The following is a 14,628-nucleotide window of genomic DNA, read 5'->3' as shown; positions in this document are numbered from 1 at the left end:
CTGTCCGCCTGAGCATTTACGTCGCCATTTCTCCGAGGATCTCATGTCATTACCGTCAGGCGTTTCCGCCCGGCCGGCGCTGCCCGGTGCGCGCCTCTTTCAGGGCAGCCACCAGGGTTACGTCATCGCCATTATCAGCGCCATGCTGCTGGCCTTTACCGCCATCATCATCCGCGCGCTGACCGAGTACTATCACCTGCCGACCTTCGTGCTGGCGTTCTGGCGCGCGGCGCTGGTGGCGCTGGTGCTGTTGCCGCTGCTGTTGCTGGTGAAACCGCAGTGGGCGCGCCTGCGCCGTGAACAGGTGGTGTTCTACGCGCTTTACGGGCTGCTGCTGGCGCTGTTCAACAGCCTGTGGACGCTGTCGGTGGCGCTGAACGGCGCGTCGGTGGCGACCATTCTGACCTACTGCTCGGTGGGCTTTACCGTGTTCCTCGGCTGGGTGATGTACAGCGAACGCCTGACGCTGCGCCAATTGCTGGTGATCGCCATCAGCCTGGGCGGTTGCTTCCTGGTCAGCAACGGCGACAGCATGGGGAACAGCCACTTCGATCTGCTGGGGCTGCTGGTCGGGATGCTGTCGGGCATCGGTTATACCCTGTATACCCTCGGCGGGCGGGTGGCCAGCGAACGCGGCTATCCGGTGTGGAACACCATCCTGTACGTGTTCGGTTTTTCGGCGCTGTACCAGCTGGTGTTCAACGCGGCGCTGACGGCGTTCCCGCTGGCGGCGTTCCACGGCATGGCCGGCTCTCTGTGGTTCCTGTCGCACGGCGCACAGGGCATCCAGTGGAGCGGCTGGCTGTTGCTGCTGGCGCTGGCCGCCGGGCCGACGCTGCTGGGCTTCGGGCTGTACAATATCAGCCTGAAAACGCTGCCGCTGGCGGTGGCCAACCTGATCCTGTCGCTGGAACTGGTGTTCACCGCGGTGATCGCCTATTTCCTGCTGGGGGAGAGCATGAATCAGCTGCAACTGCTGGGCAGCGCGCTGGTGATGGGCGGGGTGCTGCTGCTGAAAAGCAAGACCGCCGAGGCGTGATCGGCTACCATTACGCCTCGCAAGAGAGGCCGTAAGATGAATAACCCGAGATTGAAACGAGCGCTTATCGCTTGAATGGCCGTGTTGAGTGAACGACAACACGGCCACAGACATTCCGTTCCGTGGCTTTTATTCCCGTAACAAGAGAATACGCCATGTCCGAAAAACACTGGTCCAAAACCGAGCTGCTGCATCAGACGGTGACCAACCCGAATATCATCATCAAAGGCACCCACAGCTACTACAGCGACTGCTGGGATAACGGCTTCGAGCGCTCGGTGGTGCGCTATCTGCACGGCGACGCGGTCAGCCGGCAATGGCAGCCGCTGGGTGACATAGATCGCTTGCTGATCGGCGATTATGTGTGCATCGCGGCCGAAACAGTGATCCTGATGGGCGGCAACCACACCCATCGTATCGACTGGCTGAGCCTGTATCCGTTTATGGCAACCATCAAACGGGCGTACCGCCCCAAAGGCGACACCCGGCTGGGCGACGGTTGCTGGATCGGCATGCGGGCGATGTTGATGCCAGGGGTATCGATAGGCGAAGGGGCGATCGTCGCCGCCGGCAGCGTGGTGGCCGGCGATGTTGAGCCTTATGCCATCGTCGGCGGTAACCCCGCGCGGTTTATCCGTTGGCGGTTCGCGCCGGAGGTCATCGCGCGGTTGCTTGCCTTGCGCCTCTATGACTTGTCCGAGGCGGACTTTGCGGTGATTCAGCCCCTGCTCGCCGATGACGATATCGAGGCGTTGGAAAGGGGAATTGCGGCCCTACGCCGTTAAACACAACGGGCGGGGGATCCCCGCCCGTTTCGCGTTACTCGGCTTTGGCCTCGGCCGCCGGTTGGCGGCGTTTGCGCATCAGGCGCAGCAGCGGCGGCAGCGCCAGTACCGCAACCGCCAGCACCAGCAGCGTTTGCGCGATGCTGCTGCTCCACAGAATGCCGAACTCGCCGTTGCTGATCGACAGCGCGCGACGCAGATTCTGCTCCAGCATCTCACCCAGCACGAAGCCCAGAATCAGCGGCGACATCGGGAAGTGCATTTTGCGCAGGATGTAGCCGAACACGCCCAACCCGACCATCAGCAGCAGGTCGAAGGTGGTGCTGTGCACCGCATAAACCCCCACCGCCGACACCGCGGCGATCGCCGGCACCAGGAACCACAGCGGGATGGTCAGCATGCGGGTGAACAGGCCGACCAGCGGCAGGTTCATGATCAGCAAAATGACGTTGGCGATCAGCAGCGCGGCGATCAGCCCCCAGACGATGTCCGGCTGTTCGGTGAACATTGCCGGGCCGGGGGTGATGTTGTACAGCGTCAGCGCACCCATCATCACCGCCGTGGTGCCGGAACCCGGCACCCCCAGCGTCAGCATCGGAATGAACGAACCGCAGGCCGAGGCGTTGTTGGCCGCTTCCGGCGCCGCTACGCCGCGGATGTCGCCCTTGCCGAAGGTGTCGCTGTTGCCGCTGATTTTCTTCTCGGTCATGTAGGTCAGCGCACTGGCGATAGTGGCGCCGGCACCTGGCAGAATGCCGACGAAGAAGCCGATCACCGACGAGCGCAGGGTTGGGCCTGCGCACTGCGCCGCCTCTTTGCGGTTGAACAGCAACCGGCCGGTTTTACGCACCAGCTTTTGCCCGGCGCTGGTGCTTTCCAGCATCAGCAGGATTTCGCTGACCGAGAACAGGCCGATCACCACCACGATAAACTGCACGCCGTCGGAGAGGTGCACGCTGTCGAAGGTAAAGCGGTAAACGCCGGTGTTGGCGTCGACGCCCACCGTCGCCAGCCCCAGGCCGATCAGCGCCGCCAGCAGCGATTTCAGCGGGTTTTGGCTCATCATGCTGCCGAGGCAGGCGATGGCGAACACCATCAGGGCGAAATATTCCGCCGGGCCGAAGGCCAGTGACCAGCGGGCCAGCAGCGGCGCGAACAGGATGATGCCGCCGATGGCGATCATCGATCCGACGAACGAACTGACCGCCGAGATGGACAACGCCACGCCGGCGCGCCCCTGCTGCGCCATCGGGTAGCCGTCCAGCGCGGTCATGATCGCCGCCGCGTCGCCCGGTACGTTAAGCAGAATCGACGAGATGCGTCCGCCGTACTCGCAGCCGATATACACCGTCGCCAGCAGGATCAGCGCCGATTCGGCCGGCAGCTTGAGGGCAAACGCCAGCGGCAGCAGGATCGCCACGCCGTTGATCGGCCCGAGGCCCGGCAGCAGGCCGACGATGGTGCCGACGAAGCAGCCGATCAGGGCGATAATCAGGTTCTGCGGCACCAGCGCCACTTCGAACCCTTGGGTCAAATACATCCAGGTATCCATCATCGCTCCCGTTAGCTCAGCCAGGCGCCGAGCGGCAGTGTGACATCGAGAAGTCGGTCAAAGGCGTAATACAGCGCTGCGCCCATGACGACGCCGGAAATGGCCGCCGCCGGCAGGCTGGCTTGAAATAGCAGGCCGATGCTGAACGTCAGCAGCGCGGTCGCCAGCGGGAAGCCCAGCCATTCAAAGCCCCAGGCATACAGCACCAGGGTGATCACCAGCACCAGCAGCCGCTGCAGCACCTTGTTGTGCGGCCACTCCACCGCCTGCGGGCGGCGCAGCAACAGCAGGGCCGCGCACAGCGCCATCAGGCTGAGGATCGCCAGCGGGAACGGGCGCGGCCCCAGCGGTTCATAGCTGTATTCGCTTTGGATGCCCCAGCCGATGAACAGCCCGCCGATACACAGCAGCAGCCAGAAGCCGGCAAAAATACGATCGCTCATGGTTTTCCCCTGCGGTTATTTGGCCAGGCCGAACACTTTTGCCTGCTCACGGTATTGGGCAACCTGATTCTTCACGTAGGCGTCCAGCTCTTTGCCGGTCATGTTGAATTCGAACAGGCCGCGCAGATCGCGCTGTTGCTTGAATTCGTCGGTCGCCATCATTTTCTGGAAGGTGTCGATCCACCACTGATACTCTTCATCGCTGACTTTCGGCCCGACGTAGAAGCCGCGAATGATCGGCCACACCAGGCTGTATCCCTGCTCTTTGGCGGTGGGAATGTCGGCCAGCTGGCCCGGCAGACGTTGCTCGGCATACACCGCCAGCACGCGGATCTTGTCGCCCTGCAGATAAGGCACCATCTCGCTCAGGTCACCGGAGACCGCCTGGATATGGTTGCCGAGCAGCGCGGTGACCGGCTCGCCGCCGCCTTCGAATGCCACATAGCGCATCTTGCGCGGATCCACGCCGACTTCGCGCGCCAGCAGCGCGGTTTTCATCCAGTCCTGGCTGCCGATGGAGGCGCCGGCGCCGAACACCACGCTGTTGGGATCTTTTTGGAAGGCGTCCATCAGATCTTTCAGGGTTTTGTAAGGCGAGTCGGCGCGCACCGCGATCATGCCGTAGTCGGTACCGACCGCCGCCAGCCATTTCACGTCGTCCACGTTATAGCGGCCGAACTTGCCCTGGGCCAGATTGAGCAGCGAGCCGCCGGAGAAGGCCACCACGGTGCCGAACTCCGCCGGGCGCTGCGCGACGATGGCGTTATAGGCCACTGCGCCGACGCCGCCGGGCATATAGGTGACGCGCATCGGCTTATCGATGGCCTTGGTGTCCTGCAGCGACACCTGAATCAGCTTGCAGGTCAGATCGAAGCCGCCGCCGGGCTTGGCCGGCGCGATGCATTCGGTGCGTTTGGGCGCTTCCACGGCAAAGGCCTGATTGGCCGCCAGCAGCAGGGCGGCGGCGGTAAAGGTACGGGTCATTATTTTTTTCATTGTGACTTGCCCTCGGTATTGTTCTGGTTGTGAAATCCCGCCGGGTGCGGTTGCAGGATTGTTAAAACAACAACCTTTCATTTACCTTTCAGCGGCCGGAAAAGTTTCCAGTCTGTGATTGGGGTCGCTTGTCGCGAGCAAAGAGCGGGTGCGCTACCATAGAAAGGAAGAGAAGAACAGGGGGCAAAACCGGCCAAAATCCTGCGTAATATCAGGTTTGCGGTTCTGCTTTAGCGATAGAATCATGAGCAATGAAATGAATAGAGACGCAGTAATATGTTTTCGTTAGGGAAATTGTTTGGTGGCAGGGACAGCGCCAAAGTGTGCGCGATTAAACGGCTGCCGGAGGTCTATGCAGAGATGACCGGTGAAACCGGGCAGTGTCGTTTAAAGCGGCTGCGCGCCGATATTGGCGTATTTGAGCTGCATTTCGTCAATGCCGACGGTGAAAAGTATGCCTGCCAGATGACCGCCTGCGTGACCGGCATCGATCTGGTGTTTGCCGCCAACAATCGCTCCGTGCTGGTTTCTTCACCGTTTACCGCCGACAAGCTGCGCCCGGTGCTGGGCATTGCCGTTGCCGACAGCCCGATTCCGCTGATCTGATACCGGCCTGCGATCGCGCTCCATATGCATAATTGTGTGCCAGCTCCCAAAACTGGCGGCGCGGCGCTCTTTTATCCCCTTATTTTCCATGCCATTCTCTGTTATCGATCTGTTAACAAGCGCGCTATCGGCGTCAGGTTGTTCAGGTAAATCAATGGAATGGAAACATGCGACTGTTATTGGTTGAAGATCACCCCGAGCTGTCTCACTGGTTGCAAAAGGCGCTGACCGGCGCCGGCTTTGCCGTCGACGTCGCCCCGGACGGCGTGGCGGCCGATCATCTGTTGCTCAACGAACGCTATGCGCTGGCGGTGTTGGATGTGGCGCTGCCGCGTTTGAACGGCCTGGATTTGCTGGCGCGCCTGCGCAAGCGCGGGCAGGATCTGCCGGTGCTGCTGCTGACGGCGCGCACCGACGTGGCCGATCGGGTGAAGGGCCTGAATCTGGGGGCGGACGATTACCTCACCAAGCCGTTCGAACTGGACGAGCTGGAAGCGCGCATTCGGGCGCTGCTGCGCCGCAGCGTCGGCGCCGCGCAGCCGGCGTTACAGTATGGCGCGTTGACCTATCACGACGAAGGCTATTTCCTGCTGGAAGGCAAGCCGCTGGCGCTGACGCCGCGCGAACTGGCGGTGTTGACCGCGTTGATGCACCGCCGCGGCCGCCCGGTGGCCAAGCAGCAGCTGTTCGAGCAGGTGTTTACGCTGTCCGACGAGGCCAATCAGGAGAGCATCGAGCTTTACGTACACCGTTTGCGGAAAAAGCTGCAGGGCAGCGACGTGGCAATCATCACGCTGCGCGGTCTGGGTTACAGCCTGGAGCGGTGCAATGCGGTGGTTTAACGCGCCGCGTTCGTTGTTCTATCAACTGCTGCTGTTTTTTGGCCTGCCGCTGGTGGCGTTGGGCGGCATCTCGATCTACACCCACTATTTCAGCGCCATGAGCGCCGCCACCCTGGCTTACGATCGCACGCTGCTGGCGTCGGCGCGCACCGTGGCGGAGCGGCTGGTGGTGCGCGACGGCAAGCTGGCGGTTGATGTGCCCTATGTGGTGCTCGACAGCTTCGAGCGCAACATGAACGATCAGCTCTATTACGAGGTGATCTCGCCGCAGGGGAAAAGCATTTCGGGCTATGACGATTTGCCGTCGTTGCCGCCCCATATCCCGCGTTCCACGCTCTACCCGGCGCTGGTGCATTTTTACGATGCGGAATACCTAGGCCGGGCGATCCGCGTGGCGGCGCTGTTTCAACCGATCAACGAGTCGGGCGTGAGCGGCATGGCGACCATTCTGGTGGCGGAAACCCTGGAGTCGCGCCGTTACCTGGCGCGACAGATGATGATCGCGGCGCTGTTGAGCCAGGGCACGGTGGTGGTGTTGACCCTGATTCTGGCGTTCGCGCTGCTCAAGCGGGTGTTGAAGCCGATGCGCAAGCTCTCCGGCATCATGCTGCGGCGCGATCCGGGCGAGCTGACGCCCCTGCCGCGGGTATTGCCGTGGTCGGAGATGCAGCCGCTGCTGGTGGCGTTCAATCGCTATATCGAACGGCTGCGGCTGATGGTGGCGCGCCAGGAGCGTTTCAGCGCCGATGCTTCGCACCAACTGCGCACGCCGCTGGCGGTGTTGAAGACTCAGGTTGGGGTAGCGCTGGCCAGCGACCGGCCGCAGCAGTGGCGCGAAAGCCTGCAGGCGATGAGCGCGACGCTGGATAATACCGTGGCGCTGACCGACCGCCTGCTGCATCTCTCACGCCTGAAGGCCAGCGAGCACCGGGCCGAGCGCCAGCTGCAGCCGGTCAATCTGGCGCAGGTGCTGCGCGACGCCTGTTTTTCCCGCTTGCCGCAGGCGCGCAGTAAACAGATCGATCTCGGGTTTGAAGGCGAGGCGGCGTGCCAGGTGGCGGGGGAACCGCTGCTGTTGGCCGAACTGTGCGCCAACCTGCTGGACAACGCGCTGAAATACACGCCGCGTCAGGGCGTGGTGACCGCGCGCCTCACTCAGGATCAGGCGGCAGGGGAAGGCGTGCTGGAGATTGAAGACAGCGGCCCCGGCATCGCCTTGCAGGACAAGGCGCTGGCGCTGCAGCCGTTTCATCGGCTGGACAACGTGGGCGATCAGCCGGGCGCCGGCCTGGGGCTGGCGCTGGTGAAGGACATCACCGCGTATCACGGCACCCGCCCGGAGCTGCTGAGCTCCGCCGCTCTGGGCGGCCTGTTGGTGCGGGTGCGTTTCAGGCTGCTGCCTTAAGCCTGTTCTTTGCAGGATTCGACGTCGTCCGCCGGGGCCTTGGCTTTACGCGTCAGCGGCGTGCGCAGCCGCTGCGACAGAATAACGCCCAGCAGGGTGATGCCGCCGCCGATCAGGTGGTAACCGTGCAGCTGCTCATGCAGGAACAGCACGGCGATAGCGGCGGTAAACACCGGCGCCAGGTTCATAAAGATCGAGGCGGTATTGGCGCCCAGGCGCATCACGCCCTGGATCCACAGGAACGGAGCGATAATCGAAGCCGGAATGCCGGCGAACAGCACCAGCGGCAGGTTATGGCCGTTCAAGCCGACATCCTGCGCCATCAGGAAATTAGGCAGCAGCAACAGCACGCCGAACAAGATCTGCACGTACAGCGATTGCCAGTTCGGCAGCGCGATGGCCCAGCGTTTGGTCAACACGCCATACAGCGCGTAAGAGGCGGTGGCGAGCAGCATCATCAATTCCCCCTTGCCGATACCGTGCTGCAGCAGCACGCCGGGCTGACCGCCGCTGACCAGCCAGATCAGGCCGCAGAAGGAGAGTATGCTGCCGAGCAGCACGCCGACGGTTGGCGCAATGCGCAGCAGTACGATGCTGATCAGGATGGTCAGCAGCGGGATCAGCGATACGATGATGCCCATAAACAGCGCGCTGACGCTGTGTGCGGCGTAATACGCCAGGCTTTGGTACAGCACCATGCCCAGCAAACCGAGGATCATCAATTTCCACCAGTTGGCGCGCACCTGCGCCCAGTTGCGCAGCACGCCCGGCAGCACGAACGGCGTCAGGGCAATCAACGCCAGCAGCCAGCGGTAGAGCGAGATGGCCGCCGGATCGATGGCGGTGGCGGAGAGTTTGCTGACGACGGCGTTAATCGACCAAATCAGCACGGCCAACAGCGGGAAAAGCATATTCATGATAATTATTCTCAATAACGTCCAACATGCTGGCTAGTCTACGCGTGTCCGGTTTATCATATATAGCGATATCCAGACAAAAATCGGCGTAAACAAGACAAATCACGGGACGAAACCATGCCAGAAATCCGCCATTTCCCCGAGTCGCTGATCCCGGCACCGAAGCCGGTGCAGTTCCGCTGCGAGGAGTTCAACGCGCGCACCGAATTCCAGCCGCACAGCCACACCTGGGGCCAGTTGATGTGGGTCAAAGCCGGGGTGATGGTGCTGCGCATCGGCGGGCAGCGCTTTCTGGCGCCGCCGGAGTTCGTGCTGTGGGCGCCGGCCGGCATCGAACACTCCTGCTATAACCAGCGGCTGGCGCAGTGCCGCATGGTGGACATCACGCCGGCGCTGTGTGCCGGCATGCCGGCCGACCCTTGCCTGGTGAGCGTGACGCCGATATTCCGCGCCATCGCCGAGGATTTCTATGCGCGCAAGCAGTACATTCCGCAAACGGAAGAGGATTTGCGCCTGTGCCAGGTGCTGATCGATCAGCTGCGCCTGTCGCCGCGCCAGCAAACCTATCTGCCGTCGTCGGACGACAAATTTTTGGCGCCGGTGCTGGAAGCGCTGGAGCACTGCCCGGCGGACAACACCTCGCTGGCGGCGTGGGCGGCTCGGGTCTACACCACTGAGCGCACGCTGTCGCGCCGCTGCCAGCAGGATCTGGGCATGTCGTTCAGCGAATGGCGCCAGCGCCTGCGTTTCCTGCATGCCGTGTCGCTGCTCGAGCAGGGCAAGACCGTGCAGGACGTGGCGCTGGACGTCGGCTACAGCTCCGCGTCGGCGTTTATCGTCATGTTCCAGCAGATCGCCGGCACCACCCCTGAGCGCTTTCGCCGTGCCTGATTCAGTGGCACACTATTTCGCAGACAAATAGCCGTAAACCGTCGGAGAACGCAGTGAAAATTCTGGTTGATGAAAATATGCCGTACGCGGCCAAGCTGTTCAGCCGCCTGGGCGACGTGCAGGCAGTGCCGGGCCGCCCGATCCCGCGTGAGGCGCTGGCGGATGCCGATGCGCTGATGGTGCGTTCGGTCACCAAGGTCAATGAAGCGTTGCTGGCCGGCAGCCGCATCGGCTTTGTCGGTACCGCCACCGCCGGCACCGATCACGTCGATGACGCCTGGCTGCAACGGCAGGGCATCGGCTTTTCCGCCGCGCCGGGCTGCAACGCCATTGCGGTGGTCGAGTATGTGTTCTCTGCCTTGATGCTGCTGGCCGAACGCGATGGCTTCCATCTGCGGGATAAAACCGTCGGCATCATCGGCGTGGGCAACGTCGGTTCCCGCCTGGACGCGCGCCTCAAAGCGCTGGGCGTGCGCACGCTGCTGTGCGATCCGCCGCGTGCCGATCGCGGCGACGCCGGGGAGTTTTGGCCGCTGGAGAAGCTGGTGGCCGAGGCCGACGTGCTGACCTTCCATACGCCGCTGAATAAATCCGGCCCATACCATTCGCTGCATCTGGCGGACGCCGATCTGTTGGCGGCGCTGCCGGACAACCGCATTCTGATCAACGCCTGCCGTGGGCCGGTGGTGGATAACGCCGCGTTGTTGCAGGCGCTGGAAAAGGGCAAAAAGCTGAGCACGGTGCTGGACGTGTGGGAACCGGAGCCGGATCTCTCCTTGCCGCTGCTGGCGCGGGTGGATATCGGCACTGCGCACATCGCCGGGTATACGCTGGAAGGCAAGGCGCGCGGCACCACTCAGGTGTTCGAAGCGTTCAGCCGCCATCTGGGGCAGCCGCAGCAGGTGGCGCTGGCCTCGCTGCTGCCGGTGCCGGAGTTCAGCCAGATCCGCCTCAACGGGCCGCTGGATGAAGCGCGGTTAAAACGATTGATGCACTTGGTGTATGATGTGCGCCGCGATGATGCGCCGCTGCGCAAAGTCGCCGGGCAACCGGGCGAATTCGATCGCCTGCGCAAGCACTATCAGGAACGCCGCGAGTGGTCGTCGCTGGCCGTGCAATGCGATGACAGCGCCAGCGCCGAGCTGCTCGGCAAGCTGGGCTTCAGCGTGGCATAGCGCGTAAGGTTGTCTTAAGCCAACGCCGCTACAGTGAGCGGCAAAGATTATCGGGCGGTGATTGCACTGCCCGTCTGCTTTTATGAATGAAATACTCTGGAGAAAACCCGATGTCTGACGGCTGGAATATCGCGCTGCTCGGCGCCACTGGCGCGGTAGGTGAAGCGTTGCTGGAATTGTTGCAGGAACGCCAGTTCCCGGTGGGTGAGCTCTATCCTCTGGCAAGCGAACGCAGCGCGGGCGCCAATGTGCGCTTCAACGGCAAGTCTCTTCTGGTGCAAAACGCCGAAGAGTTCGACTGGTCACAGGCGCAGCTGGCCTTCTTCGTCGCCGGCAGCGAAGCGTCCGCGCGCTATGCCGAAGAAGCCGGCAACATGGGCTGCCTGGTGATCGACACCAGCGGCCTGTTCGCCATGGAGCCGGATGTGCCGCTGGTGGTGCCGGGCGTTAACCCGCAGGTGCTGGCGGATTACCGCAACCGCAATATCGTGGCGGTGGCCGACAGCATGGTCAGCCAGCTGCTGACGGCGATCAAGCCGCTGACCGAACAGGCGGGGCTGTCGCGTCTGCACGTCACCACGCTGATGTCGGTATCGTCGCGCGGCAAGGTGGCGGTGGACGATTTGGCCGGCCAGAGCGCGCGCCTGCTGAACGGCATTCCGGCCGAGGAAGGCGTTTTCGGCAAGCAGCTGGCGTTCAACCTGTTGCCGCTGATTGCCGACGAGCAGGGTAGCGTGCGCGAAGAACGCCTGATCGTCGATCAGGTGCGCAAGGTGCTGCAGGATGAAGGGCTGCCGATTTCGGTGAGCTGCGTTCAGTCGCCGGTGTTTTACGGCCACGCGCAGGTGGTGCACCTGGAAGCGCTGCGCCCGCTGTCCGCCGAAGAGGCGCGCAGCGAGCTCGAAGAGATCGAGGACATTCAACTGAGCGAAGAGGACGATTACCCGACTCAGGTCACCGACGCCTCCGGCAGCGATGCGCTCAGCATCGGTTGTCTGCGTAACGATTACGGCATCCCCGAGCTGTTGCAGTTCTGGACGGTGGCGGACAATGTGCGCTTCGGCGGCGCATTGATGGCTATTGAAACCGCCGAGCGTTTGGTGCAGGAGCAGATGTACTGATGTCTGAGGTGGTCTCGCCCGTTCAGCCAACGCTGAAAATTGCGCTGGGCATCGAATATGACGGCAGCCGGTACTACGGTTGGCAGCGGCAGCAAGAAGTGGCCAGCGTGCAGCAACGCCTGGAGCAGGCGTTGAGCAAGGTGGCGGATGCGCCGATTAGCGTGCTGTGCGCCGGGCGTACCGACGCCGGGGTGCACGCCACCGGGCAGGTGGTGCATTTCGAAACCACCGCGCGCCGCAAGGACGCCGCCTGGACGATGGGGGTAAATACCCATCTGCCGCCGGATATCGCGGTGCGTTGGGTGAGCCCGGTCACCGACGATTTTCACGCGCGTTTCAGCGCCACCGCGCGCCGCTACCGCTATATTATTTTCAACCATCGCTACCGGCCGGCGGTGCTGCAACAGGGGGTGACGCACTTTTATCACCCGCTGGACGCCGATCGCATGCATCGGGCGGCGCAGGCGCTGCTGGGCGAAAACGACTTCACTTCGTTCCGCGCGGTGCAATGTCAGTCGCGCACCCCGTGGCGCTGCGTAAAACACGTTAAGGTTACGCGCTACGGCGAATATATTGTGGTAGATATCAAGGCGAATGCCTTCGTGCATCACATGGTTCGCAACATCGTCGGCAGCCTGATGGAGATCGGCTGCGGCAATCAGGATGAGAACTGGATGGCCGAGTTGCTGGCGCTGAAAGATCGCAACCTGGCGGCGGCGACGGCGCGAGCCGAGGGGCTGTATCTGGTTGCCGTGGATTACCCTGACCACTTTGGTCTACCGCGGCCGCCGATGGGGCCGCTGTTTTTGCCCGACGATTAAACGCCGGCACGCCTGAAAGCGTCGCTCCCTTGTGCTTCTGCCGCGTGACTGAAACACCCGGCATCAATGAGAGAATTTATGGACATCATCAAGTTTATTATTGATTTCATTCTGCATATTGATGTGCACCTGGCCGAACTGGTCGCACAATACGGCATGTGGGTCTACGCTATTCTGTTCCTGATCCTGTTTTGCGAAACCGGTCTGGTGGTGACGCCGTTCCTGCCGGGGGATTCTTTGCTGTTTGTCGCTGGTGCGCTGGCGGCGTTGCCGACCAACGATCTTAACGTGCACACCATGGTGGCATTGATGGTGGTGGCGGCGATCCTCGGCGATGCGGTGAACTACACTATCGGGCGGTTGTTCGGCGAGAAGCTGTTCAGCAACCCGAATTCGAAAATTTTCCGCCGCAGCTATCTGGACAAGACGCACCAGTTCTATGAGAAACACGGTGGGAAAACGATTATTCTGGCGCGATTCGTGCCGATCGTGCGTACTTTTGCGCCGTTCGTCGCCGGTATGGGGCATATGTCCTATCGCCACTTCGCCGCCTACAACGTGATTGGCGCACTGGTTTGGGTGCTGCTCTTCACTTATGCTGGCTACCTGTTCGGCGATCTGCCGGTGGTGCAGGAGAACCTGAAACTGCTGATCGTCGGGATCATCATCGTTTCGATTCTGCCGGGCGTGATTGAAATTTGGCGCCACAAGCGCGCGGCCGCCCGCCAGCAAAAACAGTAAAAACATTGTTTAACCTGTCGGTTCGACCAGTTTTTTGTCCACAGCGTCGGGCCGATATGGTTTAATGAGCGACATTATGGTCTGTTCCTGCGAACAACCCTGAAGCCGATGCCTCAGTCGCCGCGCTTGCCGCGCCGCGAACGGGCATTTTTTCATTGGGGTGTTTTCGGGGGGATTGTTAAAGCATGAACAGCGGACTGGCGTGTGCCAGGTTCAAACAGAAAGGTCATCGATGAGCTGGATTGAACGAATTCTTAACAAGAGCAATATCACACAAACCCGTAAGGCGAGCATTCCTGAAGGGGTCTGGACCAAATGCGACAGCTGCGGCCAGGTTCTCTACCGCGCCGAGCTGGAGCGTAATCTGGAAGTGTGTCCGAAGTGCGACCACCACATGCGTATGGGCGCGCGCGCGCGTCTGCATACCCTGCTGGACGAAGGCAGCGAAGTGGAGCTGGGCAGCGATCTGGAGCCGAAAGACGTTCTGAAATTCAAGGATTCCAAGCGCTATAAAGATCGCCTGGTCGCCGCACAGAAAGCGACCGGCGAGAAAGACGCGCTGGTGGTGATGAAGGGCACGCTGTACGGCATGCCGATCGTCGCGGCCTCCTTCGAATTCGCCTTCATCGGCGGCTCGATGTCTTCCGTGGTCGGCGCGCGCTTCGTGCGTGCGGTTGAGCAGGCGCTGGAGGACAACTGTCCGCTGGTGTGCTTCTCCGCCAGCGGCGGCGCGCGCATGCAGGAAGCGCTGATGTCGCTGATGCAGATGGCGAAAACCAGCGCGGCGTTGGCCAAAATGCAGGAGCGCGGCTTGCCGTACATCTCCGTGCTGACCGACCCGACCATGGGCGGCGTTTCTGCCAGCTTGGCGATGCTGGGCGACATCAACATCGCCGAGCCGAAAGCGCTGATCGGCTTTGCCGGCCCGCGCGTCATCGAGCAGACCGTGCGCGAGAAATTGCCGCCGGGCTTCCAGCGCAGCGAGTTCCTGATCGAAAAAGGCGCGATCGACATGATCGTTCGCCGTCCGGAAATGCGCCAGACGTTGGCGAGCATTCTGTCCAAGCTGACCAACCAGCCGCAGCCACATTTCGATGAGGCCGCGCCGGTCATTGAGCCGGAGCAGCAGGCCGACGCCTGAGGCAAAGACAGATCCCGCCCGGGTTCAGCCGCCACTTTGTGGCTAAGTGACGGCTGATGCCCGTTCCCTGCCGGCCGCAGCCCATCTCGCTGCGGTTTGCAGGCTGGCGGCAGTCACGAAGCGCATCGCCTTTACCGCGGTGAGGGTGGTGCC

The 14,628-nt window shown here is 62.1% G+C and carries 15 protein-coding genes; 11 read left to right on the top strand and 4 right to left on the bottom strand.

Annotated features, from left to right (window positions below):
* Nucleotides 1-43: 43 nt before the first annotated feature.
* Both V8N38_RS17790 and V8N38_RS17785 read left to right on the top strand, forming a co-directional pair.
* Complete coding sequence (locus V8N38_RS17790) at nucleotides 44-1,039, top strand: DMT family transporter (RefSeq protein WP_049200152.1); 996 nt, start codon at nucleotides 44-46, stop codon at nucleotides 1,037-1,039.
* A gap of 155 nt (nucleotides 1,040-1,194) precedes the next feature.
* Nucleotides 1,195-1,824 carry a CatB-related O-acetyltransferase gene (locus V8N38_RS17785; RefSeq protein ID WP_060439345.1) on the top strand — a complete coding sequence of 210 codons (630 nt, stop codon included), beginning with the start codon at nucleotides 1,195-1,197 and terminating at the stop codon, nucleotides 1,822-1,824.
* A 34-nt stretch (nucleotides 1,825-1,858) separates the two neighbouring features.
* Here the strand turns inward: V8N38_RS17785 and V8N38_RS17780 are convergent, their stop codons facing one another.
* From V8N38_RS17780 to V8N38_RS17770, 3 genes are read right to left on the bottom strand one after another with little or no spacing between them, the layout of a single operon-like run.
* On the bottom strand, nucleotides 1,859-3,376 hold the full coding sequence (locus tag V8N38_RS17780) for a tripartite tricarboxylate transporter permease (protein WP_016926872.1): 1,518 nt from the start codon (nucleotides 3,374-3,376) through the stop codon (nucleotides 1,859-1,861).
* Nucleotides 3,377-3,387: 11 nt separating this feature from the next.
* The gene (locus V8N38_RS17775) at nucleotides 3,388-3,819 is read right to left on the bottom strand and encodes a tripartite tricarboxylate transporter TctB family protein (RefSeq protein ID WP_049200155.1); all 432 of its coding nucleotides are present in this window, start codon (nucleotides 3,817-3,819) and stop codon (nucleotides 3,388-3,390) included.
* Nucleotides 3,820-3,834: 15 nt separating this feature from the next.
* Entirely contained in the window at nucleotides 3,835-4,815 is a 981-nt protein-coding gene (locus V8N38_RS17770) for a Bug family tripartite tricarboxylate transporter substrate binding protein (RefSeq protein ID WP_033635359.1), read from the bottom strand.
* A 276-nt stretch (nucleotides 4,816-5,091) separates the two neighbouring features.
* Here V8N38_RS17770 and V8N38_RS17765 point away from each other — a divergent pair, with 276 nt between their 5' ends.
* The 3 genes from V8N38_RS17765 (at nucleotide 5,092) to V8N38_RS17755 (ending at nucleotide 7,668) form a co-directional block, all read left to right on the top strand.
* Complete coding sequence (locus tag V8N38_RS17765) at nucleotides 5,092-5,421, top strand: hypothetical protein (RefSeq protein ID WP_141959821.1); 330 nt, start codon at nucleotides 5,092-5,094, stop codon at nucleotides 5,419-5,421.
* A 167-nt stretch (nucleotides 5,422-5,588) separates the two neighbouring features.
* Nucleotides 5,589-6,263 carry a transcriptional regulator TctD gene (gene tctD, locus V8N38_RS17760; protein ID WP_147840072.1) on the top strand — a complete coding sequence of 225 codons (675 nt, stop codon included), beginning with the start codon at nucleotides 5,589-5,591 and terminating at the stop codon, nucleotides 6,261-6,263.
* Entirely contained in the window at nucleotides 6,250-7,668 is a 1,419-nt protein-coding gene (locus V8N38_RS17755; RefSeq protein ID WP_087763413.1) for a sensor histidine kinase, read from the top strand. The genes tctD and V8N38_RS17755 overlap by 14 nt, the downstream gene beginning before the upstream one ends.
* Here the strand turns inward: V8N38_RS17755 and V8N38_RS17750 are convergent.
* Complete coding sequence (locus V8N38_RS17750) at nucleotides 7,665-8,585, bottom strand: DMT family transporter (protein ID WP_147840073.1); 921 nt, start codon at nucleotides 8,583-8,585, stop codon at nucleotides 7,665-7,667. The two genes, V8N38_RS17755 and V8N38_RS17750, sit on opposite strands and share 4 nt — an antisense overlap.
* Nucleotides 8,586-8,702: 117 nt before the next feature.
* On the opposite strand from V8N38_RS17750, the gene V8N38_RS17745 reads away from it, so the two are divergent.
* The 6 genes from V8N38_RS17745 to accD all read left to right on the top strand — a co-directional run bounded on the left by V8N38_RS17745 (nucleotide 8,703) and on the right by accD (nucleotide 14,475).
* Nucleotides 8,703-9,476, top strand: coding sequence for an AraC family transcriptional regulator (locus V8N38_RS17745; RefSeq protein ID WP_038876456.1), 774 nt, complete (start codon nucleotides 8,703-8,705; stop codon nucleotides 9,474-9,476).
* A gap of 53 nt (nucleotides 9,477-9,529) precedes the next feature.
* Nucleotides 9,530-10,651 (top strand): 4-phosphoerythronate dehydrogenase PdxB, encoded by a 1,122-nt coding sequence (gene pdxB, locus V8N38_RS17740; protein WP_147840074.1) that lies wholly within the window; start codon nucleotides 9,530-9,532, stop codon nucleotides 10,649-10,651.
* 110 nt (nucleotides 10,652-10,761) lie between these two features.
* Complete coding sequence (locus V8N38_RS17735) at nucleotides 10,762-11,772, top strand: aspartate-semialdehyde dehydrogenase (protein WP_060420019.1); 1,011 nt, start codon at nucleotides 10,762-10,764, stop codon at nucleotides 11,770-11,772.
* On the top strand, nucleotides 11,772-12,593 hold the full coding sequence (gene truA / locus V8N38_RS17730; protein ID WP_147840075.1) for a tRNA pseudouridine(38-40) synthase TruA: 822 nt from the start codon (nucleotides 11,772-11,774) through the stop codon (nucleotides 12,591-12,593). The genes V8N38_RS17735 and truA overlap by 1 nt, the downstream gene beginning before the upstream one ends.
* Before the next feature lie 78 nt (nucleotides 12,594-12,671).
* Entirely contained in the window at nucleotides 12,672-13,334 is a 663-nt protein-coding gene (locus V8N38_RS17725) for a DedA family protein (RefSeq protein WP_019453745.1), read from the top strand.
* A gap of 232 nt (nucleotides 13,335-13,566) precedes the next feature.
* Nucleotides 13,567-14,475, top strand: a complete 909-nt coding sequence (accD, locus tag V8N38_RS17720; protein WP_004936126.1) for an acetyl-CoA carboxylase, carboxyltransferase subunit beta — start codon at nucleotides 13,567-13,569, stop codon at nucleotides 14,473-14,475.
* Nucleotides 14,476-14,628 lie beyond the last annotated feature (153 nt).

The organism is Serratia nevei (assembly GCF_037948395.1).
Lineage (GTDB): Bacteria > Pseudomonadota > Gammaproteobacteria > Enterobacterales > Enterobacteriaceae > Serratia > Serratia nevei.
This window is presented reverse-complemented; position numbering and strand designations above follow the sequence as displayed.

Bases quoted from the DNA above. Each gene is read 5' to 3' on its own strand.
- tctD (WP_147840072.1), top strand. From the start codon at position 5,589: ATGCGACTGTTATTGGTTGAAGATCACCCCGAGCTGTCTCACTGGTTG.
- truA (WP_147840075.1), top strand. From the start codon at position 11,772: ATGTCTGAGGTGGTCTCGCCCGTTCAGCCAACGCTGAAAATTGCGCTG.
- V8N38_RS17790 (WP_049200152.1), top strand. From the start codon at position 44: ATGTCATTACCGTCAGGCGTTTCCGCCCGGCCGGCGCTGCCCGGTGCG.
- V8N38_RS17785 (WP_060439345.1), top strand. From the start codon at position 1,195: ATGTCCGAAAAACACTGGTCCAAAACCGAGCTGCTGCATCAGACGGTG.
- V8N38_RS17775 (WP_049200155.1), bottom strand. From the start codon at position 3,819: ATGAGCGATCGTATTTTTGCCGGCTTCTGGCTGCTGCTGTGTATCGGC.
- V8N38_RS17765 (WP_141959821.1), top strand. From the start codon at position 5,092: ATGTTTTCGTTAGGGAAATTGTTTGGTGGCAGGGACAGCGCCAAAGTG.
- V8N38_RS17745 (WP_038876456.1), top strand. From the start codon at position 8,703: ATGCCAGAAATCCGCCATTTCCCCGAGTCGCTGATCCCGGCACCGAAG.
- V8N38_RS17755 (WP_087763413.1), top strand. From the start codon at position 6,250: ATGCGGTGGTTTAACGCGCCGCGTTCGTTGTTCTATCAACTGCTGCTG.
- V8N38_RS17750 (WP_147840073.1), bottom strand. From the start codon at position 8,585: ATGAATATGCTTTTCCCGCTGTTGGCCGTGCTGATTTGGTCGATTAAC.
- V8N38_RS17725 (WP_019453745.1), top strand. From the start codon at position 12,672: ATGGACATCATCAAGTTTATTATTGATTTCATTCTGCATATTGATGTG.
- accD (WP_004936126.1), top strand. From the start codon at position 13,567: ATGAGCTGGATTGAACGAATTCTTAACAAGAGCAATATCACACAAACC.
- V8N38_RS17780 (WP_016926872.1), bottom strand. From the start codon at position 3,376: ATGGATACCTGGATGTATTTGACCCAAGGGTTCGAAGTGGCGCTGGTG.
- V8N38_RS17735 (WP_060420019.1), top strand. From the start codon at position 10,762: ATGTCTGACGGCTGGAATATCGCGCTGCTCGGCGCCACTGGCGCGGTA.
- V8N38_RS17770 (WP_033635359.1), bottom strand. From the start codon at position 4,815: ATGAAAAAAATAATGACCCGTACCTTTACCGCCGCCGCCCTGCTGCTG.